The organism is Bradyrhizobium sp. WSM3983, from assembly GCF_000473045.1.
GTDB lineage: Bacteria > Pseudomonadota > Alphaproteobacteria > Rhizobiales > Xanthobacteraceae > Bradyrhizobium.
In genome coordinates this window covers 527,360-548,846 of record NZ_AXAY01000001.1, presented here as the reverse complement: position 1 = coordinate 548,846, position 21,487 = coordinate 527,360, and the positions used below count along the sequence as shown (strand labels likewise).

Below are 21,487 nucleotides of genomic sequence, written 5' to 3'. Positions count from 1 at the left end.
CATGGATTCAAAGATCATGACCGCGCTCGGCGACCGTATGCTCTCGCTTGGGCCTCAGTCCGCAGCAGACGGTCCCTACAAGCACTTCAAGCTGACGCGCGATGCCGACGGTGTCGCCTGGCTGCTGTTCGACCGCGCCGACGCTAGCGCCAACACCCTCTCCTCCGATGTGATGGAGGAGTTCGACGCCGCGCTCGCGGCGATCGAGACCGAACGGCCCGCAGGCCTCGTGATCCGCTCGGCAAAGCCGTCCGGCTTCATCGCGGGCGCGGACGTCAATGAATTCCGCGGCGCCACCGATCCCGCGCTGGTGGAGACGCGCATCCGCGCCGCGCATGCGGTGGTGGACCATCTGGAAGCGCTCAAGCTGCCGACGGTCGCGGTCATCCACGGCTTCTGCCTCGGCGGTGGGCTCGAAGTTGCGCTGGCCTGCCAGTCGCGCATCGCCATCGACGGCGCGCGCTTCGGCTTTCCGGAGGTGATGCTGGGCTTGCATCCCGGCCTCGGCGGCACCGCGCGCTTTACAGCGCTAGTCAATCCGACCCAGTCGATGGCGCTGATGCTGACCGGCCGCACCATCGATGCACGCCGCGCCAAATCGCTCGGCCTTGTCGATAGCGTGACGCAGGAGCGCCACGTCCGCAACGCCGTGAACGATGTGCTGTTCGGCCGCCTGAAGCGGGCCAAGCCCCGCCTGCTCACCCGCGCGGCCAGCTTTGGTCTCGTGCGCGGGCTCCTCGCAAAGCGTATGCGCAGCGAGGCGACGAAGGCGGCTCCGCGCGAGCACTATCCCGCGCCTTACGCGCTGATCGATCTCTGGGAAACGCATGGCGGCAGCAAGGCCGCGATGCTGAAGGCCGAGCAGACGTCCTTCGCCAAGCTGATGGTGACTCCGACTGCGCAGAATCTGATCCGCGTGTTCTTCCTGCGCGAGCAGATGAAGAAGGCCGCCGGAAGCGGCAACAGCATCAAGCACGTCCACGTCATCGGTGCCGGCGCCATGGGCGGCGATATCGCGGCCTGGTGCGCGGGACAGGGGCTCCGCGTTTCGCTCGCCGACATGAAGGCCGAGCCGATTGCGGCCGCGGTGGAGCGCGCCGCCGAGCTGTACGGCAAGATCATCCGCAAGCCGACCGAGGTCCGCGATGCGCTCGATCGGCTGATCCCGGATATGGACGGCGAGGGCGTCCGCAATGCCGATCTGATCATCGAAGCGGTGCCGGAAAAGCTCGAGCTCAAGCAGAAGGTCTATGCCGGCATCGAGCCCAAGATGAAGCCGGGCGCGATCCTTGCGACCAACACGTCGAGCATTCCGCTTCAGGACTTGCGCACCACGCTGGCGCGCCCGGAGCGCCTCGTCGGCCTGCATTTCTTCAATCCGGTGTCGCGGCTGCAACTGGTCGAAATCGTCAGCCACGACGGCAACGATGCGCAAGTCCTGAAAGAAGCACTCGCCTTCGTTGGTGCGATCGACCGCCTGCCGCTGTCGGTGAAGAGCTCGCCCGGCTTCCTCGTCAACCGCGCGCTGACGCCCTACATGCTGGAAGCGATGGTGATGCTGGACGAGAAGATCGACCCGCGCCTGATCGATTCTGCTGCCGAACAGTTCGGCATGCCGATGGGGCCGATCGAGCTCGCCGATCAGGTCGGCCTCGACATCTGCCTCGACGTCGGCGACATGCTGCGCACCAGGTTCGGTGACCTGCTGCCAGCGACGCCCGCCTGGTTGCGCGAAAAAGTCGCCAAGGGTGAGCTCGGCCGGAAGACCGGCAAGGGCTTTTACAGCTGGAAGGACGGCAAGGCCGAGAAGGCACCATTGCCAGAGACCGGCCCGCGCGTCACCGACCAGATGATCGACCGCCTGGTGCTGCCGATGTCCAATGTCTGCGTCGCGGCCCTGCGTGAAGGCATCGTCGACGATCCCGATGCGGTCGACGGCGCCATGATCTTCGGCACCGGCTACGCGCCGTTCCGCGGCGGTCCGCTGAACTATGCGCGTGCACGCGGCGTGGAGAATGTCGTATCGACCTTGCGCGCGCTGGTCGAACGATTCGGTGGGCGCTTCGCGCCCGATCCGGGCTGGGACAGTTTCAAGTGAGAGGCACATGAGCGAACAGGCCGACACCGAGCCGAGCGGCGATCTTTGCATCCGCACGCTGGCGATGCCCGCCGACACCAATGCCAATGGCGACATTTTCGGTGGCTGGCTGCTCAGCCAGATGGACGTCGGCGGCGGCGTGTTCGCATCGAAGGTCGCGAAGTCGCGCACCGTCACGGTTGCGATCGAGGCGATGAATTTTCGCAAGGCCGTGTATGTCGGCGACCTCGTCTCGGTCTACGCCAATCTCGTGCGCGTCGGCCGTACCTCGCTCACCATCCATCTCGAAGCCTGGGCGCTGCGGCGGCGCGAGCTGCAACCAATCCTCGTGACCGACGGCAATTTCACCTACGTCTCGATCGACGATAACGGCCATCCGCAAGCGATCCAGCGCGACACTCCGGTGATCGCGACGTAACCGCGCGCGGTTTTGCGTCTCATCTCACGAAGACGTGCGGTGTTAAGAAACGCGGCGTGACTGAGTCATCGTGCCGCGGCTTCGCCAACAACCAGTCATAAAACGGATGAGGTCCCGGCGTACTCAATGACGCGTCGATTCGGGGTGGAAACCGGCTGATTTGCCTGCGGAACTTTCGGGCAAGGAACCGGTTATTTGCCCGCAGTGAGGAATCTACGGGCCATGCCGGACAGCTACATCATCGAAGTGAATTCAGAGACCGCGGGCATTGTCGTTCGCGGTCACGGAGGCTACTGCTTCTTCGCCTCGTCTCACCAGTTCAATCGCCTCGAAGGCCAGCTCTTCCGCAACGCACGCGAGGCCGAGCGCGCTGCGCGCAGGCTGGTTAGCGGTGATGTGAGGGAGGCGGCGTAGCCTTTCTTCCTTCTCCCCTTGTGGGAGAAGGTGGCGCGAAGCGCCGGATGAGGGGTTCGATCTGCGCACTCAGAAGCGAGACACGTATTCGCTGCGGCAACCCCTCACCCGTCTCGCCGCTCTGCGGCGAGCCACCCTCTCCCACAGGTGGAGAGGGAAGAATCGCATCACAGCTTCGTAGCTGCACGCGACAAGAGCTTCCACTCGTCGCCCTGCTTCTGCCAGTTCATCAGGATGTGAAGGTTGGTCGGCACTTTTTTCCCATCGGCCGCCATCTCCTGTTCCGCGACCCAGTGGAAACGCACGATCGCGGCGGGGCCAACCACTTTGATAGTCGGGTCCTGATAGGCGATCGACAGGAATTTTGATTTGCCATCCGTGGCATTGGCGATGAAGGTCGCCTTGTCCTCGACCTTGCCGCTGGAATGACTGTAGCTGAGATCGTCCCAGCACAGCGCGCCGAGCGCCTTCGGGTCGGCCGCGATCTGGGCGAGCCGGAAGGCCTCGACCTTCTTCGCCACGGCTTCTTCGTCAGCCGAAGCGGCGAGCGCGGCTGTCAAGAGCGCAAGCGCGGAGACGGCGAGAGTCGAGAGAGCCAGATCGCGTCGGTTGATCGTCATCGTTTCCTCCTTTTTGATCTTGTATGGAGTGTTGCAGCCGCGCGCGGCTTTGTCGAGTGGCGCGTGGTCGTCATGCGTCCGCGTCATTGCGCGCGCGAGGCTCTATTGATACGTCTTCGGCATGGATGCGCCGCGCATTGGGGAAAGTACGGACATGATCGAGAGTCTCGGCAGGGCATTGCTGTTCGATATCGACGGCACGCTTGCCAACACCGACCCGCTGCACCTGAAGGCGTTCAACCAGGTGCTCGGTCCTCGCGGTCACGTCTTCGACCACGCGCGCTTCTCCAGGGAGCTGCAAGGCTTCGCCAATGCGTCGATCGGCGAGCGTTTTCTGCCCGATGAAACATTGGAGCGGCGCGCCGTGATCCTCGGCGAAAAGGAGGAAGTCTTCCGCACGCTGGTCGCGGGGCAGATCGAGCCGCTGCCGGGCCTGATGGCGCTGCTCGACCGCGCGGACGCGTCCGGCATTCCCATGGTTGCCGTCACCAACGCGCCGCGTCTCAATGCCGAGTTGCTGTTGTCCGGTCTCGGCATCACGCAGCGCTTCAAGGCGCTCGTGATCGGCGACGAACTGCCGCATGGCAAACCGCATCCGCTGCCCTATCAGGAGGGGCTGCGCTTTGTCGGCGCCAGCGCGGCCGCCTCGATCGCGTTCGAGGATTCCCGCTCCGGCGTGCAATCGGCGACCGCGGCCGGGATTCCGACCATCGGCATCCGGACCAGCCTCAGCGATGCTGACCTTGTTGGCGCCGGCGCGGTTGCCTCCGCCAGCGCTTTCGACGATCCGACGTTGCTCGCGCGGCTCGCTTCCGCGATGGCGCGGTGAGGGGCGTCATCCATTAACCGTGATCGGCGCGCGCATTGACCGCGCGCGCGAACCGCCGCACCATGCAGCATTCTGATTTGAGGCCGTCGTCGTGACCGGATTGACCCACCGCCAGGCTGAAATTCTCAACATCGCGCGCGCCTCGGGCCGTGTCATGGTCGAGGAGTTGGCACGCCGCTTCGAAGTCTCGGCGCAGACCATCCGCAAGGACCTCAACGATCTCTGCGAGCGCCGTTCCCTGACCCGCGTCCATGGTGGCGCGATCATCGCCTCCGGCGTCGAAAATCTCGCTTACGAGGCGCGACGGTTCGTCGCCGCCGACGAGAAGAAGGCGATCGGCGCTGCCGCCGCCTCCTTGATCCCGAATGGCTGCTCGCTCTTCATCAACATCGGCACGACGACGGAGGAGGTGGCGAGCGCGCTGACCTCGCACGAGGATCTCCTCGTCATTACCAACAATCTCAACGTCGCGATGCTGCTCTACCGTCACCCCCGCATCGAGGTGGTGGTCGCCGGCGGCACCGTGCGGCGCGCCGACGGCGCCGTGGTCGGCTCGACCGCGACGCAGCTGATCGGCCAGTTCAAGGTCGATTACGCCATCATCGGTGCGTCCGCGATCGACGAGGAGGGCGCGCTGCTCGACTTCGACTATCGCGAGGTGCAGGTGGCGCAGGCCATCATCGCCAATGCCCGCAGCGTCATGCTGGTGGCTGATTCCACAAAACTTCGTCGCAGCGCGCCGGTCCGCATCGCCCATATCAGCCAGATCCAGACCTTCGTCACCGATCAGGAGCTGCCCGAGCGCCTCGCCACCATCTGCCACAGCAAGGGCATCGAGGTGGTGGAAGCGATGCCGAAGGGGGCGGGAGATATCGATGATGCTCAGGCCGAAGCGCAGGACGCCGCGCCCGAGGCCGGGCCGGTGGTGCGGCTGAGATAGCGCCTCAGGCGGCGCCCCACGGATTGAGCAGCGGCACGCCCGCAGGTTCGAAATCCCCGACATTGCGCGTGACAACCGTCAATCCGTGAACAAGCGCCGTCGCTGCGATGAGAGCGTCGCGTTCAGCCCGCGGATTGGGAACGTGAAGTTGCGCACAGCGCTGTGCCACGGCCGTATCGATGGCCAGGATGCGCCCCTCGAAGCGAGTCAGAACTTGATCGTCGATCCACGCGCGCAAGAGAGCGCCTTGCGCAGCGTCCCTGCGTTCGATCAGACGCGCGCCAAGTTCAATCTCGAGAATCGAGATGACAGACATGAAGAAATTCGCCGCGGGAGCTGCATTGGCCCAAGCGACGACATTGCGATCGGCTTTATCCGGTCGCCTGAGTTCGGAAATGACATTGGTATCCAGTAGAAACATCAATCGAGATCGGCGGGCCTGAAGACCCCGCCGGACACGCGAGGCGGATCGAAATCAAAGTCCGCGCTTGCTTGCGCCAGAGCTTCGGCAAGGCTCATGTGTTCGCCGCTCAGGCGCAGATAATCTTCGATCGTCAGCAGCACATGGGCCGGGCGGCCGCGATCCGTAATGAAGACGGGTCCTTGCGATGCAGCTTTTTTCGCGCCGCTGGTGTCCTGATTGAATTCTCGGCTGGTGAGGGTGGTCACCATGGTCTGCGCTCCCAGTTGCGGCGGTGTCACAGGCAAGTATATGTAGGCATGTTTCTACATTCAAGGCCGCGAGCAGGCTCATTGGCTCGGTCATGGTCCACATGCCGTCCAATCACGCCGATTGCCTTTGAATCCGCCCGTCTGTCTGCCAATTTCTGCGTCATTCTGGTGGAGAAAAAGTTCCACTTTCGCTTCCTTTCGCCTCTCTTTCATCTTGCTTTCGTTTTTCGGTGTGATCTAATCAAAAGCGAAAGTACCCACTCGACGGAACGAGTGGTCGCCGGGGGATGCGTCTGTTGGAGCGGATTTTCGACCTCGCCATCATTGGAGGCGGTGTTAACGGTTGCGGCATCGCGCGTGACGCGGTCGGCCGCGGGAATACTGTTTTCCTGTGCGAAATGAACGATCTGGCGAGCGGGACGTCGTCCTGGTCGACCAAGTTGGTGCATGGCGGCCTGCGCTATCTCGAATATTACGAGTTCCGGCTGGTCCGTGAGGCGCTGATCGAGCGCGAGATTCTCTGGGGCATCGCGCCCCACATCATCCGTCCCTTACGTTTCGTTTTGCCGCATCACGCCGGCCTGCGCCCGGCCTGGCTGTTGCGCCTCGGCCTGTTCCTCTATGATCACATCGGCGGCCGTCATTTGCTGCCGGCGACCCGTTCGCTCGATCTCAGGCGCGATGAGGTCGGCCGTCCGCTAATCCCGAATCGCTATCGCCGCGCCTTCGAATATTCCGACTGCTTCGTCGATGACGCCCGTCTCGTCGTGCTCAATGCGCGTGACGCCGCCGACAAGGGTGCCGAGATTCGCACCCGCACCCGCGCGACGGATATCAAGCAATCCGACGGCATCTGGACCGTCAGCATGGTCGACACGCTGACCGGCGCGCGTTCGTCGATCCAGGCCCGCGCGCTGGTCAATGCCGGCGGCCCCTGGGTCGAGGACGTGCTCGGGCGCGGTGCCGGCGTCAACGCCAAAGCAAAGGTGCGCCTGGTGCAGGGCTCGCACATCGTGGTCAAGAAGCTCTACGACCACGACCGCGCCTACATGTTCCAGAACGCCGACGGCCGCATCATCTTCGTCATCCCGTATCAGGACGATTTTACGCTGATCGGCACCACCGACCGCGACTATGACGGCGATCCCTCCAAGGTGAAGGCCACGGCGGAGGAGATCCAGTATCTCTGCGCCGCCGCAAGCGAATATCTCGCCAAGCCGGTGACATCAGAGGACGTGGTCTGGACGTATTCCGGCGTGCGGCCGCTTTATGACGACGGCGCCAGCGAGGCCAAGGCTGCGACCCGCGACTACGTGTTCGAGCTCGACACGCCCGGCGGTTCGCCGCTGCTGTCGATCTATGGCGGCAAAATCACGACCTATCGCCGCCTCGCCGAAGAGGCGCTGGAGCGGCTCGCGCCCTATCTTCGCAGTGCGAAAGCGCGCGAAGGCTGGACCGGCAAATGGCCGCTGCCGGGCGGCGACATGGACGTGTCGGCGGTCGACGGCCTGATCGCCGAGCTCCAGCGCGGCTATCCCTTCCTGAGCCATGAGCATGCGCGACGCCTCGCGCGCGCCTATGGCACCCGCGCCATCAAGCTGCTCGGCGACGCCAAATCGGCCGCCGATCTCGGCCAGGCCTTTGGCGCAACTCTGACCGAACGCGAGGTCCGCTACCTGATGACCAACGAATGGGCGGTGACCGCCGAGGATATCGTCTGGCGCCGTTCCAAGCTTGGCCTGCGGCTATCTGCCGACGAAATTGCCGCCCTGGACGACTGGATCAGGACCCACATTGTGTCGCAAAGTCCTCTGCTGGAAGCAGGAGGACGCTCATGAGCGTGACACTCGATCACGTGACGCGGACCGTCGACGGAGTCCCGCACATCCGCGATGTCTCGCTGACGCTGCAAAGCGGCACGCTCAACGTGCTGCTCGGACCGACGCTGTCGGGCAAGACCTCGATCATGCGGCTGCTCGCCGGCCTCGACAAGCCGACCACGGGCAAGGTGCTGGTCAACGGCAAGGACGTCACCGGCGTCGACGTGCGCCAGCGTTCGGTCGCGATGGTCTATCAACAATTCATCAACTACCCCTCGTTGACGGTCTATGAGAACATTGCCTCGCCCTTGCGCGTGCAGGGCAAGCCGCGTGGGGAGATCGAGACGCGTGTTGCGGAGGCCGCGCGGCTGCTGCGGCTCGAGCCGTTCCTGAAGCGCACGCCGCTCCAGCTCTCCGGCGGCCAGCAGCAGCGCACCGCGATGGCGCGCGCGCTGGTGAAGGGTGCCGATCTCGTGCTGCTCGACGAGCCGCTCGCCAATCTCGACTACAAGCTGCGCGAGGAGCTGCGCGCCGAGCTGCCGCGCATCTTCGAGGCGTCGGGAGCGATCTTTGTCTATGCCACGACTGAGCCGACCGAGGCGCTGCTGCTCGGCGGCAACACGGTCTGCATGTGGGAAGGGCAGGCGCTTCAGATCGGCGGGACACCCAACGTCTATCGCCGGCCGCAGACCCTGCGGGTCGCGCAGGTGTTTTCCGATCCGCCGCTCAATCTTGTCGGCATCGAGAAGAGGAATGGCTCGGTGCAATATGCGGGCGGCATCGCCGCGCCGGCTTCCGGTCTCTATTCCTCACTCGCCGATGGCGCCTATCGCGTCGGTTTTCGCGCGCATCAGCTTGCACTCGCCAATGGCCAGACTGATCGTCACGCCTTCCATGCCACGGTGACGGTGACCGAGATCACCGGTTCGGAGAGTTTCGTGCATTTGACCCGTGACGGATCGAACTGGGTTGCGGTGCTGCACGGCGTGCACGAGTTCGAGCCCGGCCAGACCATCGACGCCGTGCTCGACCCCAATGACGTCTTTGTCTTCGACGCGGCCGATCGCCTCGTCGCGGCGCCTGCCGTAGCGTTTTCAAGCGAAGCGCGTAGCGGTTCGCGTGAAGAAAACGCGTCAACAAGTAAAAGCTCGTGAGGGAGGTGCGATATGGCCCGCATTGACCTCGTCGATCTCGCCCATTCCTACGGCGGCAATGACGCGCCGCAGGAAAGCTTTGCGCTGAAGCCGGTGACCATGACCTGGCGGCAGGGCGGCGCCTATGCGCTGCTCGGCCCGTCCGGCTGCGGCAAGACCACGCTGCTCAACGTCATCTCCGGCATCATCACGCCGTCGCGGGGGAAAATCCTGTTCGACGACAAGGACATCACACCGCTGTCAACCCAGAAGCGCAACATCGCCCAGGTGTTCCAGTTTCCGGTCATCTACGACACCATGACGGTGGGGCAGAACCTGGCGTTTCCGCTGAAGAACCGTGGCGTGCCGAAGGCCGAGATCGACAAGCGCGTCGCCGAGATCGGCCGTCTGCTCGATCTTCAGCCCTATTTGAACCGCAAGGCGACGCGGCTCACCGCCGACGCCAAGCAGAAGATCTCGCTCGGTCGCGGCCTGGTCCGCTCCGATGTTGCCGCCGTGCTGTTCGACGAACCGCTGACGGTGATCGATCCCGAGCTGAAATGGCAGCTTCGCTCCAAGCTGAAGGCGCTGCATCGCGAGCTCGACCTCACGATGATCTACGTCACCCACGATCAGACCGAGGCGCTGACCTTCGCCGACACCGTCGTCGTCATGCATGACGGCCGCGTGGTGCAGAGCGGCACGCCGGCCGAGCTGTTCGACAAGCCGGCCCACACCTTCGTCGGCTATTTCATCGGCTCGCCTGGCATGAACATCCTGCCGGCCGAAGTGAGGGGGCGCGAGGCGCGGATCGGCGGCTACGTCATCGCGCTCAACCGCGCTTACGACAATCTTCCGGCAGGCGCCAAGATCGAGATCGGCGTGCGTCCGGAATTCGTCGAGGTCGTCGCGCCCACAGCGGGGCTGCTCACCGCGAAGATCGAGCGTATCGACGATCTCGGCCGCATCCGTTTTGCGCGTGCGCGTCTTGGCGACGCCAAGCTCGCGGCGCGGGCTCCGGCAGGCTTCACCAGCTCCGACGGCACGGCCGGGCTGAAATTCGATCCGGCGCATGTCCACGTCTATGCGGACAGCCTTCTGGTGGAAGGAGCCGCCTGATGGACAAGACCATCAACCAAAAAGCCTGGTTCCTGGTGCTGCCGGTGTTCCTGGTCGTCGCCTTCTCGGCGGTGCTGCCGTTGATGACGGTGGTGAACTATTCGATGCAGGACACCTTCGGCAACAACCAGTTCTTCTGGAACGGCGTCGGCTGGTTCAAGGAATTGCTCGATCCCTCGACCGATCTCGGCGGCCGCTTCCTGGCCTCGCTCGGCCGCAATCTGTTCTTCTCGCTGGTGATCCTCGCCATCGAGGTGCCGCTCGGCATCGTCGTCGCACTGTCGATGCCGCGGCAGGGCTGGACCGTCGCGGCCTGCCTTGTCACCCTCGCGCTGCCGCTGCTGATTCCATGGAACGTGGTCGGCACGATCTGGCAGATCTTTGGCCGGCCCGACATCGGCCTGCTCGGCTATACGCTCAATGCGATGGGCATTGACTACAATTACGTGTCCAACGCCGTCGACGCCTGGGTCACCGTCATCGTGATGGATGTCTGGCATTGGACCAGCCTCGTCGCGTTGCTCTGCTATGCCGGCCTGAAGTCGATCCCCGAGGCCTATTACCAGGCCGCGCAGATCGACGGCGCCTCGCGCTGGGCCGTGTTCAAGGCGATCCAGTTGCCGAAGATGAACCGCGTGCTCTTGATCGCCGTGCTGCTGCGCTTCATGGACAGCTTCATGATCTACACCGAGCCGTTCGTCGTCACCGGCGGCGGCCCCGGCAACTCGACCACCTTCGTGTCGATCGAACTGGTCAAGATCGCGCTCGGCCAGTTCGACCTCGGCAAGGCTGCAGCGCTCTCGCTGGTCTACAATCTGATCATCCTGATCGTCTGCTGGATCTTCTACACGGTCATGACCAATGCCGGCGCCGAGCGCAAAGTCCAGGCGGAGAGCGAGCCGGCAGCGGTTCCCAAGCCTTCGGCCAGCCTCAAGCCCGTGACTGCGCTCAAGCCAAAGGAAGGAGTGGTCTGATGCACTCGATCCCCGGCCGCCGCCTCATCATGGCGCTGTTCCTGATCTTCCTGCTGTTGCCGATCTACTGGCTCGTCAACATGAGCTTCAAGACCAACGCCGAGATCGTCTCGACGATGACGCTGTGGCCGCATGCGCCGACGCTGCAGCACTATAAGCGGATCTTCACCGACGAGAGCTGGTATTCCGGCTACATCAACTCGCTGGAATACGTCATCCTCAACACCATCATCTCGATCTCGGTGGCGTTGCCGGCGGCCTACGCGTTCTCGCGCTACCGCTTCCTCGGCGACAAGCATCTGTTCTTCTGGCTGCTGTCGAACCGTATGGCGCCGGCAGCGGTCTACGCGCTGCCGTTCTTCAACCTCTATTCGGCGATCGGCTTGTTCGATACGCCATGGGCGGTTGCGCTGGCGCACTGCATCTTCAACGTGCCCTTGGCGGTGTGGATCCTCGAGGGCTTCGTCTCCGGCGTGCCGCGCGAGATCGACGAGACTGCCTTCCTCGACGGCTATTCCTTCCCGCGCTTCTTCATACGGATCCTGGTGCCGCTGATCGCGAGCGGCATCGGCGTCGCCGCCTTCTTCTGCTTCATGTTCTCCTGGGTCGAGCTGCTGCTGGCGCGGACCCTGACCTCGGTGCAGGCCAAGCCGATCGCGGCGATCATGACCCGCACGGTGTCGGCGGCCGGCATGGATTGGGGCTTGCTGGCGGCCGCCGGCGTGCTCACCATCATTCCGGGTGCGCTGGTGATCTGGTTCGTCCGCAACTACATCGCGCGCGGCTTTGCGCTCGGCAGAGTTTAGGGAGGCGCTTATGGAATCCATCGCATGGATGGCATGGACGCTGCCGACGGCGATCTTCTTCGTCGCGCTCGCCTGCACGCTCGCGGTGATGACGTGGCTCGCGGCAGTCTATCCCGAAGCCGAGCGTGTCGGCGTGCTCAGCATTCCGACCACGCGCGGCGATCGCCTGTTCATCTCGCTGATTTTGGCTGCCGTCATCCACCTCGTGTGGATCGGCCTCGTCGGCACCGACCCGATCGCCTCGCTGCCGCTCGGCGAGGACGGGATTGAGATTTCGAGCCTGTGGCTCGCAAGTGGAATTTCGCTGGTCACGGCCGTGCTTGTTTTTCGCACGGTCTGAAGCTCGCGAAGGGACGGCCAGATCCGGGGGCAACCCGGGCCTGTATAAAAGTTTGTCGCTGCAACGGAGGAACAACATGCGACAGTTTAGGAGAAGGAAAGGTCCATTGACCAAGATCAGTTTTCTGACCGTATCGAGCGCCGCGGCCATTCTCGCCACCGCGTTCGCTGCCTCGGCGCCGGTCCGCGCCGCGGATGATGCCACGATCCAGAAGTGGATCGCGGAATTCCAGCCTTCGACCATTTCGAAGGACGACCAGAAGAAGGAGCTGGAGTGGTTCGCCAAGGCCGCCGAGCCCTTCAAGGGCATGGAGATCAACGTCGTCTCCGAGACCATCGCGACCCACGAATATGAGTCGCAGACGCTCGCCAAGGCGTTCACCGAGCTGACCGGCATCAAGCTCAAGCACGACATCATCCAGGAAGGTGACGTCGTCGAGAAGCTGCAGACCCAGATGCAGTCCGGCAAGAATGTCTATGACGGCTGGATCAACGATTCCGACCTGATCGGCACGCACTTCCGCTACGGCCAGACCATCGTGCTGTCGGACTACATGACCGGCGAGGGCAAGGACGTCACCGATCCCCAGCTCGACGTCAACGACTTCATCGGCAAGTCGTTCGGCACGGCGCCGGATGGCAAGCTCTACCAGCTGCCCGACCAGCAGTTCGCGAACCTTTACTGGTTCCGGTACGACTGGTTCACCAACCCGGACTACAAGGCCAAGTTCAAGGCCAAGTATGGCTACGATCTCGGCGTGCCCGTCAACTGGTCCGCGTATGAAGACATCGCCGAGTTCTTCACCAACGACATCAAGGAGATCAACGGCGTCAAGGTCTACGGCCATATGGACTATGGCAAGAAGGACCCCTCGCTCGGATGGCGTTTCACCGACGCCTGGCTCTCGATGGCCGGCAACGGTGACAAGGGCATTCCGAACGGCCTGCCGGTCGACGAGTGGGGCATCCGCATGGAAGGCTGCCGCCCGGTCGGTTCGTCGATCGAGCGTGGTGGCGACACCAACGGTCCCGCGGCGGTCTACTCGATCACCAAGTATCTCGAGTGGATGAAGAAGTACGCTCCGCCGCAGGCGCAGGGCATGACCTTCTCTGAGTCGGGTCCGGTCCCGGCGCAGGGCAACATCGCCCAGCAGATGTTCTGGTACACCGCCTTCACCGCCGACATGGTGAAGCCGGGCATCGCCGTGATGAACGCGGACGGTACGCCGAAGTGGCGTATGGCTCCGTCGCCGCATGGCGCTTACTGGAAGGAAGGCATGAAGCTCGGCTACCAGGACGCGGGCTCGCTCACGCTTCTGAAGTCGACCCCGGCGGATCGCCGCAAGGCTGCCTGGCTCTATCTCCAGTTCATCGTCTCCAAGACGGTGTCGCTGAAGAAGAGCCATGTCGGTCTCACCTTCATCCGTGAATCCGACATCTGGGACAAGTCGTTCACCGAGCGTGCGCCGAAGCTCGGCGGCCTGATCGAGTTCTACCGTTCGCCCGCGCGCGTGCAGTGGACCCCGACCGGCAACAACGTGCCTGACTATCCGAAGCTCGCGCAGCTGTGGTGGCAGAACATCGGCGATGCGTCGTCCGGTACGAAGACGCCGCAAGCCGCGATGGATGCTCTTGCCGCCGCGCAGGACTCCGTCATGGAGCGTATCGAGAAGTCCGGTGTGCAGGGCGCCTGCGGTCCGAAGCTGCACAAGAAGGAGTCGGCTGAGTTCTGGTTCGCCAAGGCCCAGAAGGACGGCACCATCGCGCCGCAGCGCAAGCTCGCCAACGAGAAGCCGAAGGGCGAAACGGTCGACTACGACACCCTGATCAAGTCGTGGCCGGCCACCCCGCCCAAGCGCGCCTCGCTGCAGTAAGGCGCACCAGCCCACGCCATCCGCAACGACGAAAGGCCGGGAGCGATCCCGGCCTTTTGTCTTGGTGCTTGTGGCGCGAGTGCGTTTCACACACTCGCTGCCATTGCCCGCCTTGTGCGCAGTTGCGCACTGGGGCGGGCAATCCAGTGCTCCGAGACGGTCGTGATTGAACCGAGAAGCCGCGGCGTACTGGATGCCCCGCCTTCGCGGGGCATGACAGCCGTCGTGCGGATGGCCCCTTACTCCGCCGCCTCCGCCGCCTCCAGCGTCGGGTAATCCGTATACCCCTTCGCGCCGCCGCCGTAGAAGGTGTTCTTGTCCCAATCGTTCAGCGTCGCGCCCTTCTTCAGCCGCTCGACGAGGTCGGGGTTGGAGATGAACGGCTTTCCGAACGCGATGAGATCGGCCGCGCCTGCGTCGAGCACCTTGGTCGCAAGGTCGAAGTCGTAGCCGTTGTTGGCCATGTAGGCGCCGGAGAAGCGCTTGCGCAGGCTCGCGTAGTTGAATGGCGCGATGTCGCGCGGGCCGCCGGTGGCGCCTTCGACGACGTGGAGATAGACCAGCTTCAGCGCGCTGAGGCCGTCGACAATATGGTCGTACAAGGCTTGCGGGTTGGAGTCCGAGATATCGTTGGCCGGGGTCACCGGCGAGATCCGGATGCCGGTACGGTCGGCGCCGGCCTCGGTCACGACGGCCTTGGAGATGTCCAGCATCAGCTTGGCGCGGTTCTCGATGGAGCCGCCATAGGCGTCGGTGCGCTTGTTCGTGCCGTCCTTGGCAAATTGCTCAAGCAAATAGCCGTTGGCGCCATGAATTTCGACGCCGTCAAAGCCGGCTTCGAGCGCATTGCTGGTCGCGCGCTTGAAGTCGTCGATGATGCCCGGAATTTCGGAAAGCTCGAGCGCGCGGGGCTCGGAGACGTCGGCGAAGGTGCCGTTCACAAAAGTCTTGCCCTTGGCGCGGATCGCGCTCGGCGCCACCGGGGCTGCGCCATTGGCCTGGAGATCGACATGCGAGATGCGGCCGACGTGCCAGAGCTGGATGAAGATCTTGCCGCCGCGCTCATGCACCTTGTCGGTGACCTTGCGCCAGCCGGCGACCTGGTCTTTCGAATAGATGCCGGGAGTGTCCTGGTAGCCCTGGCCCTGCTGCGAGACCTGGCTCGCTTCGGTGATCAGCAGGCCTGCGGAAGCGCGCTGGCCGTAATAGTCGGCGGCGAGCGGCGAGGGGACGAAGGTGCCGGGCGCCGCGCGGTTGCGCGTCAGCGGCGCCATCACCAGGCGGTTCGCCAGCGTGATCGGGCCGAGCTTGTAGGTCTCAAACAGTTTGGTCGAACGGCTCATTGGTGTGCTTCCAGGGGTTAAGAGGTCCGGAACACTTGTGCATTGCGGCAATCAGCGCAAGGGACGAGCCATACGGAAAGTGCAGGCGAGCTACGCGGCAGGCCCGCGCAGCATAATTCATGCGCATCTTCGGCCGCGGCAGCGGATTTCCGCTGCCGTGGCCGTGCGACTTGAAACTCAGTTCGCGCCGAGGAAATCACGCTTGCCGATCTCGACGCCGTTGTGACGCATAATGCCGTGAGCGGTGGTGGTGTGGAAATAGAAGTTCGGCAGCGAGACCGCGCTGAAGAACTGCTGGCCCTTGAGCGTCATGGTCCGGTCCGGGCCGGCCGGGAAGGTCACGTCCCTGGTATCGGCGCCTTCGAACTGCTCAGGCTTGTACGATTTCACGTAGTCGATCGTCTTGGCGAGCCGCTGCTTCAGCTCCTCAAACGTCTTTTCCGTGTCGGGCATCGAAGGCACCTCGCTATGGGTCAACCTGGCGCAGCCCTTGGCGGCGAAATCGCTGGCGAGCTGGATCTGCTTCGACAACGGCAGCATGTCCGGGAAGAGGCGCGAGCCGAGCATGACATTCGGGTCGATCTTTTTGGCCGCACAATGCGCCTCGGCCTTGGTGAGCAGGCCGGTGAGGCTGTTCAGCATCTGCAGATAGGCGGGGACGACGGCGTCGTGGAAGGACATGTGATGCTCGCTTCAAATGGTGGGAAATCTCAGGGGAAAACCTGAGCCACTCACATGGGAGCCTCATGGAATAATACAATCGCCAAAGCGGCCTGTGCGGTGCGAAATTTCTACCGCACCACCCCCGCCGGCTGCGCCTGTGCCGTGCCGCCGCGCATGCGAGCCAGGAGCTCGGCGGTCGGCCAGGAGTCGGCCGGCAGGCCGTGTTTGATCTGCATCGCCTTCACGGCGGCGCGGCTCTGCTGGCCCAGCACGCCGTCGACCTTGCCGACATTGAAGCCGGCTTGGACCAGAAGCTGCTGCAATTGCTTGAGCTCGTTGAACGGCAGCTGCGCTACTTGTCCGGCCGGCCTGCGCATCGGCGCAGCGCCCGCAATGCGCGAGGCGAGATAGCCCGCGGTGGTCGAATAGATCAGCGAGTTATTCCATTCGGTGTAGGCCGCGAAATTCGCATACGCCATGAAGGCCGGCCCGTTGCGTCCCATCGGCAGCAGCACGGACGCCGCGAGATTGTCATTCGGCAGCGGCCGGCCGTCGGGATAGGTGACGCCGAACTGCGCCCATTTCGAACGCGGCAGCTGCACGCTGAGATCGGTCTGATCCCATGGCAGGTTCTGCGGCACCTTGATCTCTTCGAGCCACGGCTCGCCGCGTCGCCACTTCAACCCGTTGGCGATGTAGTTCGCGGTCGAGCCGATCACGTCGTCCTCGCTGCGTAAGAGGTCGCGCCGCCCGTCGCCGTCATAGTCGACGGCATAGTTCACGTAGTGCACGGGCAGGAACTGCGTCTGGCCGAGCTCGCCCGCCCAGGAGCCGATCATCTCGTCGGGCGTGAGATCGCCGCGATCGATGATCTTCAGCGCGGCGATGGTCTCGTTCACGAACATCTCCGAACGGCGGCAGTCATAGGCGAGTGACACCAGCGATTTCAGCGTCGGCAGATTGCCCATGTTGACGCCGAAATCGCTCTCCAGGCCCCAGAACGCGGCGATCACCGCCGGCGGCACGCCGTATTCCTTTTCGGCGCGCGCGAACGCCGCCGCGTGTTGCTTGATGTGCTGCTGGCCGTTCTGCATGCGATAGGGCGCGGCCATGCGGCCGGAAAATTCGGTGAAGAGCTGGCCGAACACGCGCTGGCCGCGGTCGCGATTGACGATGCCCTGGTCGTAGACGAGGTAGGGCGACGCCTCCGATATCGTTCGCTGCGACACGCCGGCGGCAACCGCCTGCTGTTTCACGTCGGCGAGGAAGCGATCGAAGCTCTGCCCATTGTGGCACGACGCGGCGCGCGGCGAGGGCGCGGTGGCCTTCGGCGCCACAGGCCTTGCGGGTGGCGGTGCGAACTGGGCGGCGGCGGGAACGGAGAGCGCGAGCAGAGCGGCGGCCGCGATCGCAAATCGGGTCTTGGACATGAGGTTTCCGGAGGGGGGAAGGCGCGAGGATTCTTGACGAAGTTTAATGGAATGATCGGGCCCAAACCAGTGCCGCGTCTTCGGGCCGCACCCGGAAACCTTGCGGCCGGGCAGGGGTCATTCCTACCTCGTCATGGCCGGCCGCCAAACGGCCGCGGCCGGCTCCGGGAGACGACCATGAACTATCTGCGTACCGCAATGCTACTCGCAGGCCTCACCGCCCTGTTCATGGGCGTGGGCTATCTGATCGGCGGCGCCACCGGCGCCATGATCGCGCTCGTCATTGCTGCCGCGACCAATCTCTTCACCTACTGGAACTCCGACCGCGCGGTGCTCTCGATGTACGGCGCCCATGAGGTCGACCGTCAAAGCGCGCCGGAGCTGGTCGGGCTCGTTGCCGAGCTTGCTGGCCGCGCCGGCTTGCCGATGCCGCGCGTGTTCGTGATGGACGAGGCACAGCCCAACGCGTTCGCGACGGGCCGCAATCCCGAGAATGCCGCCGTCGCCGTCACCGTCGGCCTCATGAACCAGCTCAGCCGCGAAGAGCTTGCCGGCGTGATCGCGCACGAGCTCGCGCACATCAAGAACCACGACACGCTGCTGATGACGATCACCGCGACCATCGCCGGCGCGATCTCCATGCTGGCGCAGTTCGGCATGTTCTTCGGCGGCAACCGCGACAACAACGGCCCCGGCATCGTCGGCTCGATCCTGATGATGATCCTGGCCCCGCTCGGCGCCATGCTGGTGCAGATGGCGATCAGCCGTACCCGCGAATATGCCGCCGACAATCTCGGCGCGCGCATCGCGGGACAGCCGATGTGGCTCGCCTCGGCGCTGGTGAAGATCGAGGGCGCCGCGCATCAGGTGCCGAATTATGACGCCGAACGAAATCCCGCGACCGCGCATATGTTCATCATCAACCCGCTGTCTGGCCATGGCGTCGACAGTCTCTTCGCCACTCATCCCTCGACGCAGAACCGCATCGCGGCGCTCCGGCAGCTCGCGGCCGAGCTCGGGGCTCATGCTGCGCCGTCGGTCGGCGCCAACGAGAACTATCCGCCGCAGGGCCCGTGGGGCCGCTCATCATGGCGAGGTCCTTCAAACGGGCCTGCACGTGGTCCTTGGGGCTGATACGAGCCGGCCGGATTTTGCCCTGCTTTGTGACCTGGCGCACAGAGGGCCGGCCCGGCCGGTGTTAACACCCGATCGAGAGTACTCCTTCGAAAGGGGATGTGTGGTCGGTCTGTCGCCGGTCACCGTCGAAGATGACCAGAGTCACCGTGCCATTGTTGATCGTCCTGGGCGTGGCCATTGGCCTGTCCACGCATACGGTCGTGAATTGCGGCGATGAGGACGAGCCCGACATTTGTTCGGCCGTGATCGGCTTCTCGCCGTTTCGCGGCTCCCTGATCGCCTTCGCCTATGAGGGGCGCGGACGGATCGCGCTGCGCCACGGCAACAACGGCCGGGCGATCGCCGATTTCAACGAGGCCATCCACCTCAATCCCAACCGCGCCTCGCTCTATCGCGACCGCGCGCAGGCGTACCGTCAGAACGGCGAGCTGAGTCTTGCGATTGCCGATTTTGACGAGGCGATCGCGCTCGATCCAAAGCCAGCGATGCCCTATCACGAGCGCGGCCTCGCACTCGCCGCCAAGGGCGATCTCGATCGCGCGATCCTGAGCTACAGCACAGCGGTCCGCCTTGCCCCAACGGACGCGCGGACCCGCTTCGATCGCGGCCTTGCGTTCCTTGCCCGCGGCCAGGCCGATGATGCCCGCGCTGATTTTGAAGTCGCCCTCACGCTGCCGCCCGGCAAGGACAGCCGCACACGCGACGCAGCGCGCGCCAAACTCGCCGAGCTCGCGCACGCTGAGCCGACCCAGGTCTCCACACCGCGGCGGTGAAATGAATTCCTCTCGCAAGCGGGGCGAGGTGAAGGGCAAGCGGCGACTACTTCGCCTTCTTGGCTTTGGCCTTCTTCGCCTTTGCAGCCTTCTTCGCCGGCTTGTCCTTGGCCGGCTTCTCGGCCTTCGCCTCGACAGGCGTGCTGGCGGCTACTCGCATGGCGCGGGCGTAGCTGTCGGCGACGTTGTCGGCGGACATCTGGAGGCGCCGGGCAGCGGCGGTGGCCTGCTCCATGGTGGCCTTGGCCATCATCTTGAAGCGGTTGCCGGTCTCCTTGCCCTTGGCCTTGGCCGCAAGGCCGCTGAAGCGATCCCGCCGCTCCTTGGCGCGGGTCATCAGGCCCGTCTGCAGCTGTCTGGCCAGTTGCCGGATCACGACATCCAGGTCGGCTTCCGCCATGTCTTCTATCCTCTTCGAAACAGTCCCAATCGATGCGGCGGGACTATGCAGATCAGGCCCCACCTTGGCAATTCCCGCCCGGGCGTCATCCGCAGCTTCCGGTTACCAAACCAGAAAAGCCGCGCATGTCGCGCGGCTTTTGGCATTGGTCTGGCGCGAGGCGCGCCGTGTCGGCCTTATTTCAGCGAGGCGACCGGTCCGCTCGAAGCCGCTGCCGGATCAGGGTCGAAGCCGAACACGCCGACCAGATATTTGTAATAGTCCGGCATCTTTTCCTTGAGCGCTTCGCGGGTCTTGGGATCGTGGAATTCGCTCTTGCCGGCCAGGAAGATGCTGGCGGTCACCGCAAAGAACTCCATGTGGTTCTTCAGCGCATAGGCTTCCTTGGGCAGGAAATCCTTGGACTTGGCATAGGCATAATAGCCGATCACGCCCTTGTTGGCGTAGCCGTCCGGCAGCAGCCGCGCGTGATAGGCGTGCAGCATCTCGTGGAGCAGCACGGCCTCTTTCTCGTAACGCATCATGTCCGGCCGGACCATGATCACGCCGAGCCCGGAATCGACCGCGAGGTCGACGGCGTTCGGGTTGGTCCAGCGCTGCTTGTCGTGGTCCCAGACCGTCAGCGTGCGCGGCGTGGTGCGCTGGATGTCCGGCGTGACCCGGCCGTAGCACGCGGTCGCGGCGCCTTCGTCGAGGCAGGCCAGCTCGCTCGCGATGATCGGGACGGTACGGAAGAAGCGCAGCACACGCGGGGAGAAACCGGCGCCTTCGACGACGTCGATCTGCTGCTTCAGATTCGCGGTGAGCTTGTCGACGTCCTTGCGATCGGAATTCTCCGACACGTCGAACATGTAGCCGCGATAGCTCTGGAAGCCGGGCGGCAGCGCCTTCGCGGCATCGGCGGACGCGACGTCGAGCGAGCCGGCGTTGGACGGATTGGCGAACAGCGCGCCGACGATGGTCGCGGTCAGCAGCAACGCAATGCGCATGATGAACCCCCTGATGTCACTTCACGCGGCAGGATAGGCTGCCGTTGTTTGCGAAAAGTGAGTGGGGCGAGACTAAGGCACCGATGTTGAGGCGTGCTTAATCGTTGGTTGCAGATCGCGGAGGTGCATTAGGGCAGGATTAACCAAGCCGTAGATCGGCCGCGCACTTCGGCGTAACATGCCGGCGGGCACCACGCCCCACATCAGAAGCCGGAAGGGAGGATGCCATGTATGCCGCCATCCGTCAGGCCAAGGCGAAAAGTGGAAGCGCCGAAGAGCTGGCGCGCCGCATCAAGGACGGCGCCGTTCCGATCATCAGCGATGTCGACGGTTTCAGGGCCTATTACGTGGTCTATGCCGGCGACGACACGGTGACCGCGATCTCCATCTTCGACAAGTTCGAGCAGGCGGAGGAGGCGAACCGGCGCGCGATCGCCTGGATCGAGAAGGAGTTGGGCCCGCTGCTGGCGGGGCATGCGAGTGCCGCCGCGGGGCCGGTGATCGTGCATACGCTGGCGTAGGCGTTAGGCGCGAACTCTCCCCGCAGTGTCGTCCCGGCGAAGGCCGGGACCCATAACCCCAGGAAGGAGTGTGGCGCGAGATCGGAGTGGCCTGTCGTCGCCAAACCACGGCCTGTGGTTATGGGTCCCGGCCTTCGCCGGGACGACAGCGAGTTTGTGATGCCAGCCGTCCGCC

23 protein-coding genes are annotated in these 21,487 nt (G+C 64.1%); 15 read left to right on the top strand and 8 right to left on the bottom strand.

Annotation, left to right across the window (positions count from 1 at the left end):
- Position 1: 1 nt before the first annotated feature.
- The 3 genes from YUA_RS0102670 to YUA_RS0102660 all read left to right on the top strand — a co-directional run bounded on the left by YUA_RS0102670 (position 2) and on the right by YUA_RS0102660 (position 2,930).
- Positions 2 to 2,098, top strand: coding sequence for a 3-hydroxyacyl-CoA dehydrogenase NAD-binding domain-containing protein (locus tag YUA_RS0102670; protein WP_027529261.1), 2,097 nt, complete (start codon positions 2 to 4; stop codon positions 2,096 to 2,098).
- A gap of 7 nt (positions 2,099 to 2,105) precedes the next feature.
- The gene (locus tag YUA_RS0102665) at positions 2,106 to 2,516 is read left to right on the top strand and encodes an acyl-CoA thioesterase (RefSeq protein WP_027529260.1); all 411 of its coding nucleotides are present in this window, start codon (positions 2,106 to 2,108) and stop codon (positions 2,514 to 2,516) included.
- 222 nt (positions 2,517 to 2,738) lie between these two features.
- Positions 2,739 to 2,930 carry a hypothetical protein gene (locus tag YUA_RS0102660; protein ID WP_027529259.1) on the top strand — a complete coding sequence of 64 codons (192 nt, stop codon included), beginning with the start codon at positions 2,739 to 2,741 and terminating at the stop codon, positions 2,928 to 2,930.
- Positions 2,931 to 3,097: 167 nt separating this feature from the next.
- Here YUA_RS0102660 and YUA_RS0102655 read toward each other — a convergent pair whose 3' ends face one another.
- On the bottom strand, positions 3,098 to 3,550 hold the full coding sequence (locus YUA_RS0102655; RefSeq protein WP_027529258.1) for a nuclear transport factor 2 family protein: 453 nt from the start codon (positions 3,548 to 3,550) through the stop codon (positions 3,098 to 3,100).
- Positions 3,551 to 3,704: 154 nt separating this feature from the next.
- Between YUA_RS0102655 and YUA_RS0102650 the strand changes: the two genes are divergently transcribed.
- Complete coding sequence (locus YUA_RS0102650; protein ID WP_027529257.1) at positions 3,705 to 4,379, top strand: HAD family phosphatase; 675 nt, start codon at positions 3,705 to 3,707, stop codon at positions 4,377 to 4,379.
- A 91-nt stretch (positions 4,380 to 4,470) separates the two neighbouring features.
- Positions 4,471 to 5,319 (top strand): DeoR/GlpR family DNA-binding transcription regulator, encoded by an 849-nt coding sequence (locus YUA_RS0102645; RefSeq protein WP_027529256.1) that lies wholly within the window; start codon positions 4,471 to 4,473, stop codon positions 5,317 to 5,319.
- A gap of 4 nt (positions 5,320 to 5,323) precedes the next feature.
- On the opposite strand, the gene YUA_RS0102640 is transcribed toward YUA_RS0102645, so the two are convergent.
- The gene (locus YUA_RS0102640; RefSeq protein WP_027529255.1) at positions 5,324 to 5,740 is read right to left on the bottom strand and encodes a type II toxin-antitoxin system VapC family toxin; all 417 of its coding nucleotides are present in this window, start codon (positions 5,738 to 5,740) and stop codon (positions 5,324 to 5,326) included.
- The gene (locus tag YUA_RS0102635; protein WP_027529254.1) at positions 5,740 to 5,991 is read right to left on the bottom strand and encodes a type II toxin-antitoxin system Phd/YefM family antitoxin; all 252 of its coding nucleotides are present in this window, start codon (positions 5,989 to 5,991) and stop codon (positions 5,740 to 5,742) included. Before YUA_RS0102635 ends, YUA_RS0102640 begins: the two co-directional genes overlap by 1 nt.
- A 287-nt stretch (positions 5,992 to 6,278) precedes the next feature.
- Between YUA_RS0102635 and glpD the strand changes: the two genes are divergently transcribed.
- The 7 genes from glpD (at position 6,279) to YUA_RS0102600 (ending at position 14,056) form a co-directional block, all read left to right on the top strand.
- The gene (gene glpD, locus YUA_RS0102630; protein WP_027529253.1) at positions 6,279 to 7,829 is read left to right on the top strand and encodes a glycerol-3-phosphate dehydrogenase; all 1,551 of its coding nucleotides are present in this window, start codon (positions 6,279 to 6,281) and stop codon (positions 7,827 to 7,829) included.
- Positions 7,826 to 8,965: an ABC transporter ATP-binding protein gene (locus YUA_RS0102625; protein ID WP_027529252.1), complete on the top strand. Its 1,140-nt coding sequence runs from the start codon at positions 7,826 to 7,828 to the stop codon at positions 8,963 to 8,965. Before glpD ends, YUA_RS0102625 begins: the two co-directional genes overlap by 4 nt.
- A gap of 12 nt (positions 8,966 to 8,977) precedes the next feature.
- Positions 8,978 to 10,063 carry an ABC transporter ATP-binding protein gene (locus YUA_RS0102620; protein WP_027529251.1) on the top strand — a complete coding sequence of 362 codons (1,086 nt, stop codon included), beginning with the start codon at positions 8,978 to 8,980 and terminating at the stop codon, positions 10,061 to 10,063.
- Positions 10,063 to 11,037, top strand: a complete 975-nt coding sequence (locus tag YUA_RS0102615; protein WP_027529250.1) for a carbohydrate ABC transporter permease — start codon at positions 10,063 to 10,065, stop codon at positions 11,035 to 11,037. Before YUA_RS0102620 ends, YUA_RS0102615 begins: the two co-directional genes overlap by 1 nt.
- Complete coding sequence (locus YUA_RS0102610; RefSeq protein ID WP_027529249.1) at positions 11,037 to 11,843, top strand: carbohydrate ABC transporter permease; 807 nt, start codon at positions 11,037 to 11,039, stop codon at positions 11,841 to 11,843. Before YUA_RS0102615 ends, YUA_RS0102610 begins: the two co-directional genes overlap by 1 nt.
- Positions 11,844 to 11,853: 10 nt before the next feature.
- Entirely contained in the window at positions 11,854 to 12,183 is a 330-nt protein-coding gene (locus tag YUA_RS0102605) for a DUF2160 domain-containing protein (RefSeq protein ID WP_027529248.1), read from the top strand.
- 76 nt (positions 12,184 to 12,259) lie between these two features.
- Complete coding sequence (locus YUA_RS0102600; protein WP_035970326.1) at positions 12,260 to 14,056, top strand: ABC transporter substrate-binding protein; 1,797 nt, start codon at positions 12,260 to 12,262, stop codon at positions 14,054 to 14,056.
- Positions 14,057 to 14,295: 239 nt separating this feature from the next.
- Here the strand turns inward: YUA_RS0102600 and YUA_RS0102595 are convergent, their stop codons facing one another.
- From YUA_RS0102595 to YUA_RS0102585, 3 genes are all read right to left on the bottom strand, one after another.
- Positions 14,296 to 15,399: an alkene reductase gene (locus YUA_RS0102595; RefSeq protein WP_027529246.1), complete on the bottom strand. Its 1,104-nt coding sequence runs from the start codon at positions 15,397 to 15,399 to the stop codon at positions 14,296 to 14,298.
- 177 nt (positions 15,400 to 15,576) lie between these two features.
- Positions 15,577 to 16,080 carry a DUF1993 family protein gene (locus YUA_RS0102590; protein ID WP_027529245.1) on the bottom strand — a complete coding sequence of 168 codons (504 nt, stop codon included), beginning with the start codon at positions 16,078 to 16,080 and terminating at the stop codon, positions 15,577 to 15,579.
- A gap of 110 nt (positions 16,081 to 16,190) precedes the next feature.
- A complete protein-coding gene (locus YUA_RS0102585) occupies positions 16,191 to 17,492 on the bottom strand; it encodes a lytic murein transglycosylase (protein ID WP_027529244.1) in 1,302 nt (433 codons plus the stop codon).
- A 177-nt stretch (positions 17,493 to 17,669) separates the two neighbouring features.
- Here YUA_RS0102585 and htpX point away from each other — a divergent pair, with 177 nt between their 5' ends.
- Together htpX and YUA_RS0102575 are read left to right on the top strand one after the other, a co-directional pair.
- Positions 17,670 to 18,626, top strand: a complete 957-nt coding sequence (htpX, locus tag YUA_RS0102580; RefSeq protein WP_027529243.1) for a zinc metalloprotease HtpX — start codon at positions 17,670 to 17,672, stop codon at positions 18,624 to 18,626.
- Positions 18,627 to 18,760: 134 nt separating this feature from the next.
- Positions 18,761 to 19,402, top strand: a complete 642-nt coding sequence (locus YUA_RS0102575; RefSeq protein WP_027529242.1) for a tetratricopeptide repeat protein — start codon at positions 18,761 to 18,763, stop codon at positions 19,400 to 19,402.
- Positions 19,403 to 19,448: 46 nt separating this feature from the next.
- On the opposite strand, the gene YUA_RS0102570 is transcribed toward YUA_RS0102575, so the two are convergent.
- Both YUA_RS0102570 and YUA_RS0102565 read right to left on the bottom strand, forming a co-directional pair.
- On the bottom strand, positions 19,449 to 19,802 hold the full coding sequence (locus tag YUA_RS0102570) for a hypothetical protein (protein WP_027529241.1): 354 nt from the start codon (positions 19,800 to 19,802) through the stop codon (positions 19,449 to 19,451).
- 176 nt (positions 19,803 to 19,978) lie between these two features.
- Positions 19,979 to 20,791 (bottom strand): hypothetical protein, encoded by an 813-nt coding sequence (locus YUA_RS0102565; RefSeq protein WP_027529240.1) that lies wholly within the window; start codon positions 20,789 to 20,791, stop codon positions 19,979 to 19,981.
- Between the two features lie 227 nt (positions 20,792 to 21,018).
- Between YUA_RS0102565 and YUA_RS0102560 the strand changes: the two genes are divergently transcribed.
- Entirely contained in the window at positions 21,019 to 21,312 is a 294-nt protein-coding gene (locus YUA_RS0102560; RefSeq protein ID WP_027529239.1) for an antibiotic biosynthesis monooxygenase, read from the top strand.
- Positions 21,313 to 21,487 lie beyond the last annotated feature (175 nt).

Bases quoted from the DNA above. Each gene is read 5' to 3' on its own strand.
- htpX (WP_027529243.1), top strand. From the start codon at position 17,670: ATGAACTATCTGCGTACCGCAATGCTACTCGCAGGCCTCACCGCCCTG.
- YUA_RS0102620 (WP_027529251.1), top strand. From the start codon at position 8,978: ATGGCCCGCATTGACCTCGTCGATCTCGCCCATTCCTACGGCGGCAAT.
- YUA_RS0102655 (WP_027529258.1), bottom strand. From the start codon at position 3,550: ATGACGATCAACCGACGCGATCTGGCTCTCTCGACTCTCGCCGTCTCC.
- YUA_RS0102610 (WP_027529249.1), top strand. From the start codon at position 11,037: ATGCACTCGATCCCCGGCCGCCGCCTCATCATGGCGCTGTTCCTGATC.
- YUA_RS0102560 (WP_027529239.1), top strand. From the start codon at position 21,019: ATGTATGCCGCCATCCGTCAGGCCAAGGCGAAAAGTGGAAGCGCCGAA.
- YUA_RS0102625 (WP_027529252.1), top strand. From the start codon at position 7,826: ATGAGCGTGACACTCGATCACGTGACGCGGACCGTCGACGGAGTCCCG.
- YUA_RS0102650 (WP_027529257.1), top strand. From the start codon at position 3,705: ATGATCGAGAGTCTCGGCAGGGCATTGCTGTTCGATATCGACGGCACG.
- YUA_RS0102615 (WP_027529250.1), top strand. From the start codon at position 10,063: ATGGACAAGACCATCAACCAAAAAGCCTGGTTCCTGGTGCTGCCGGTG.
- YUA_RS0102575 (WP_027529242.1), top strand. From the start codon at position 18,761: ATGACCAGAGTCACCGTGCCATTGTTGATCGTCCTGGGCGTGGCCATT.
- YUA_RS0102585 (WP_027529244.1), bottom strand. From the start codon at position 17,492: ATGTCCAAGACCCGATTTGCGATCGCGGCCGCCGCTCTGCTCGCGCTC.
- YUA_RS0102660 (WP_027529259.1), top strand. From the start codon at position 2,739: ATGCCGGACAGCTACATCATCGAAGTGAATTCAGAGACCGCGGGCATT.
- YUA_RS0102565 (WP_027529240.1), bottom strand. From the start codon at position 20,791: ATGCGCATTGCGTTGCTGCTGACCGCGACCATCGTCGGCGCGCTGTTC.
- YUA_RS0102665 (WP_027529260.1), top strand. From the start codon at position 2,106: ATGAGCGAACAGGCCGACACCGAGCCGAGCGGCGATCTTTGCATCCGC.
- YUA_RS0102600 (WP_035970326.1), top strand. From the start codon at position 12,260: ATGCGACAGTTTAGGAGAAGGAAAGGTCCATTGACCAAGATCAGTTTT.
- YUA_RS0102595 (WP_027529246.1), bottom strand. From the start codon at position 15,399: ATGAGCCGTTCGACCAAACTGTTTGAGACCTACAAGCTCGGCCCGATC.
- YUA_RS0102640 (WP_027529255.1), bottom strand. From the start codon at position 5,740: ATGTTTCTACTGGATACCAATGTCATTTCCGAACTCAGGCGACCGGAT.
- YUA_RS0102605 (WP_027529248.1), top strand. From the start codon at position 11,854: ATGGAATCCATCGCATGGATGGCATGGACGCTGCCGACGGCGATCTTC.
- YUA_RS0102590 (WP_027529245.1), bottom strand. From the start codon at position 16,080: ATGTCCTTCCACGACGCCGTCGTCCCCGCCTATCTGCAGATGCTGAAC.
- YUA_RS0102670 (WP_027529261.1), top strand. From the start codon at position 2: ATGGATTCAAAGATCATGACCGCGCTCGGCGACCGTATGCTCTCGCTT.
- YUA_RS0102570 (WP_027529241.1), bottom strand. From the start codon at position 19,802: ATGGCGGAAGCCGACCTGGATGTCGTGATCCGGCAACTGGCCAGACAG.
- glpD (WP_027529253.1), top strand. From the start codon at position 6,279: ATGCGTCTGTTGGAGCGGATTTTCGACCTCGCCATCATTGGAGGCGGT.
- YUA_RS0102635 (WP_027529254.1), bottom strand. From the start codon at position 5,991: ATGGTGACCACCCTCACCAGCCGAGAATTCAATCAGGACACCAGCGGC.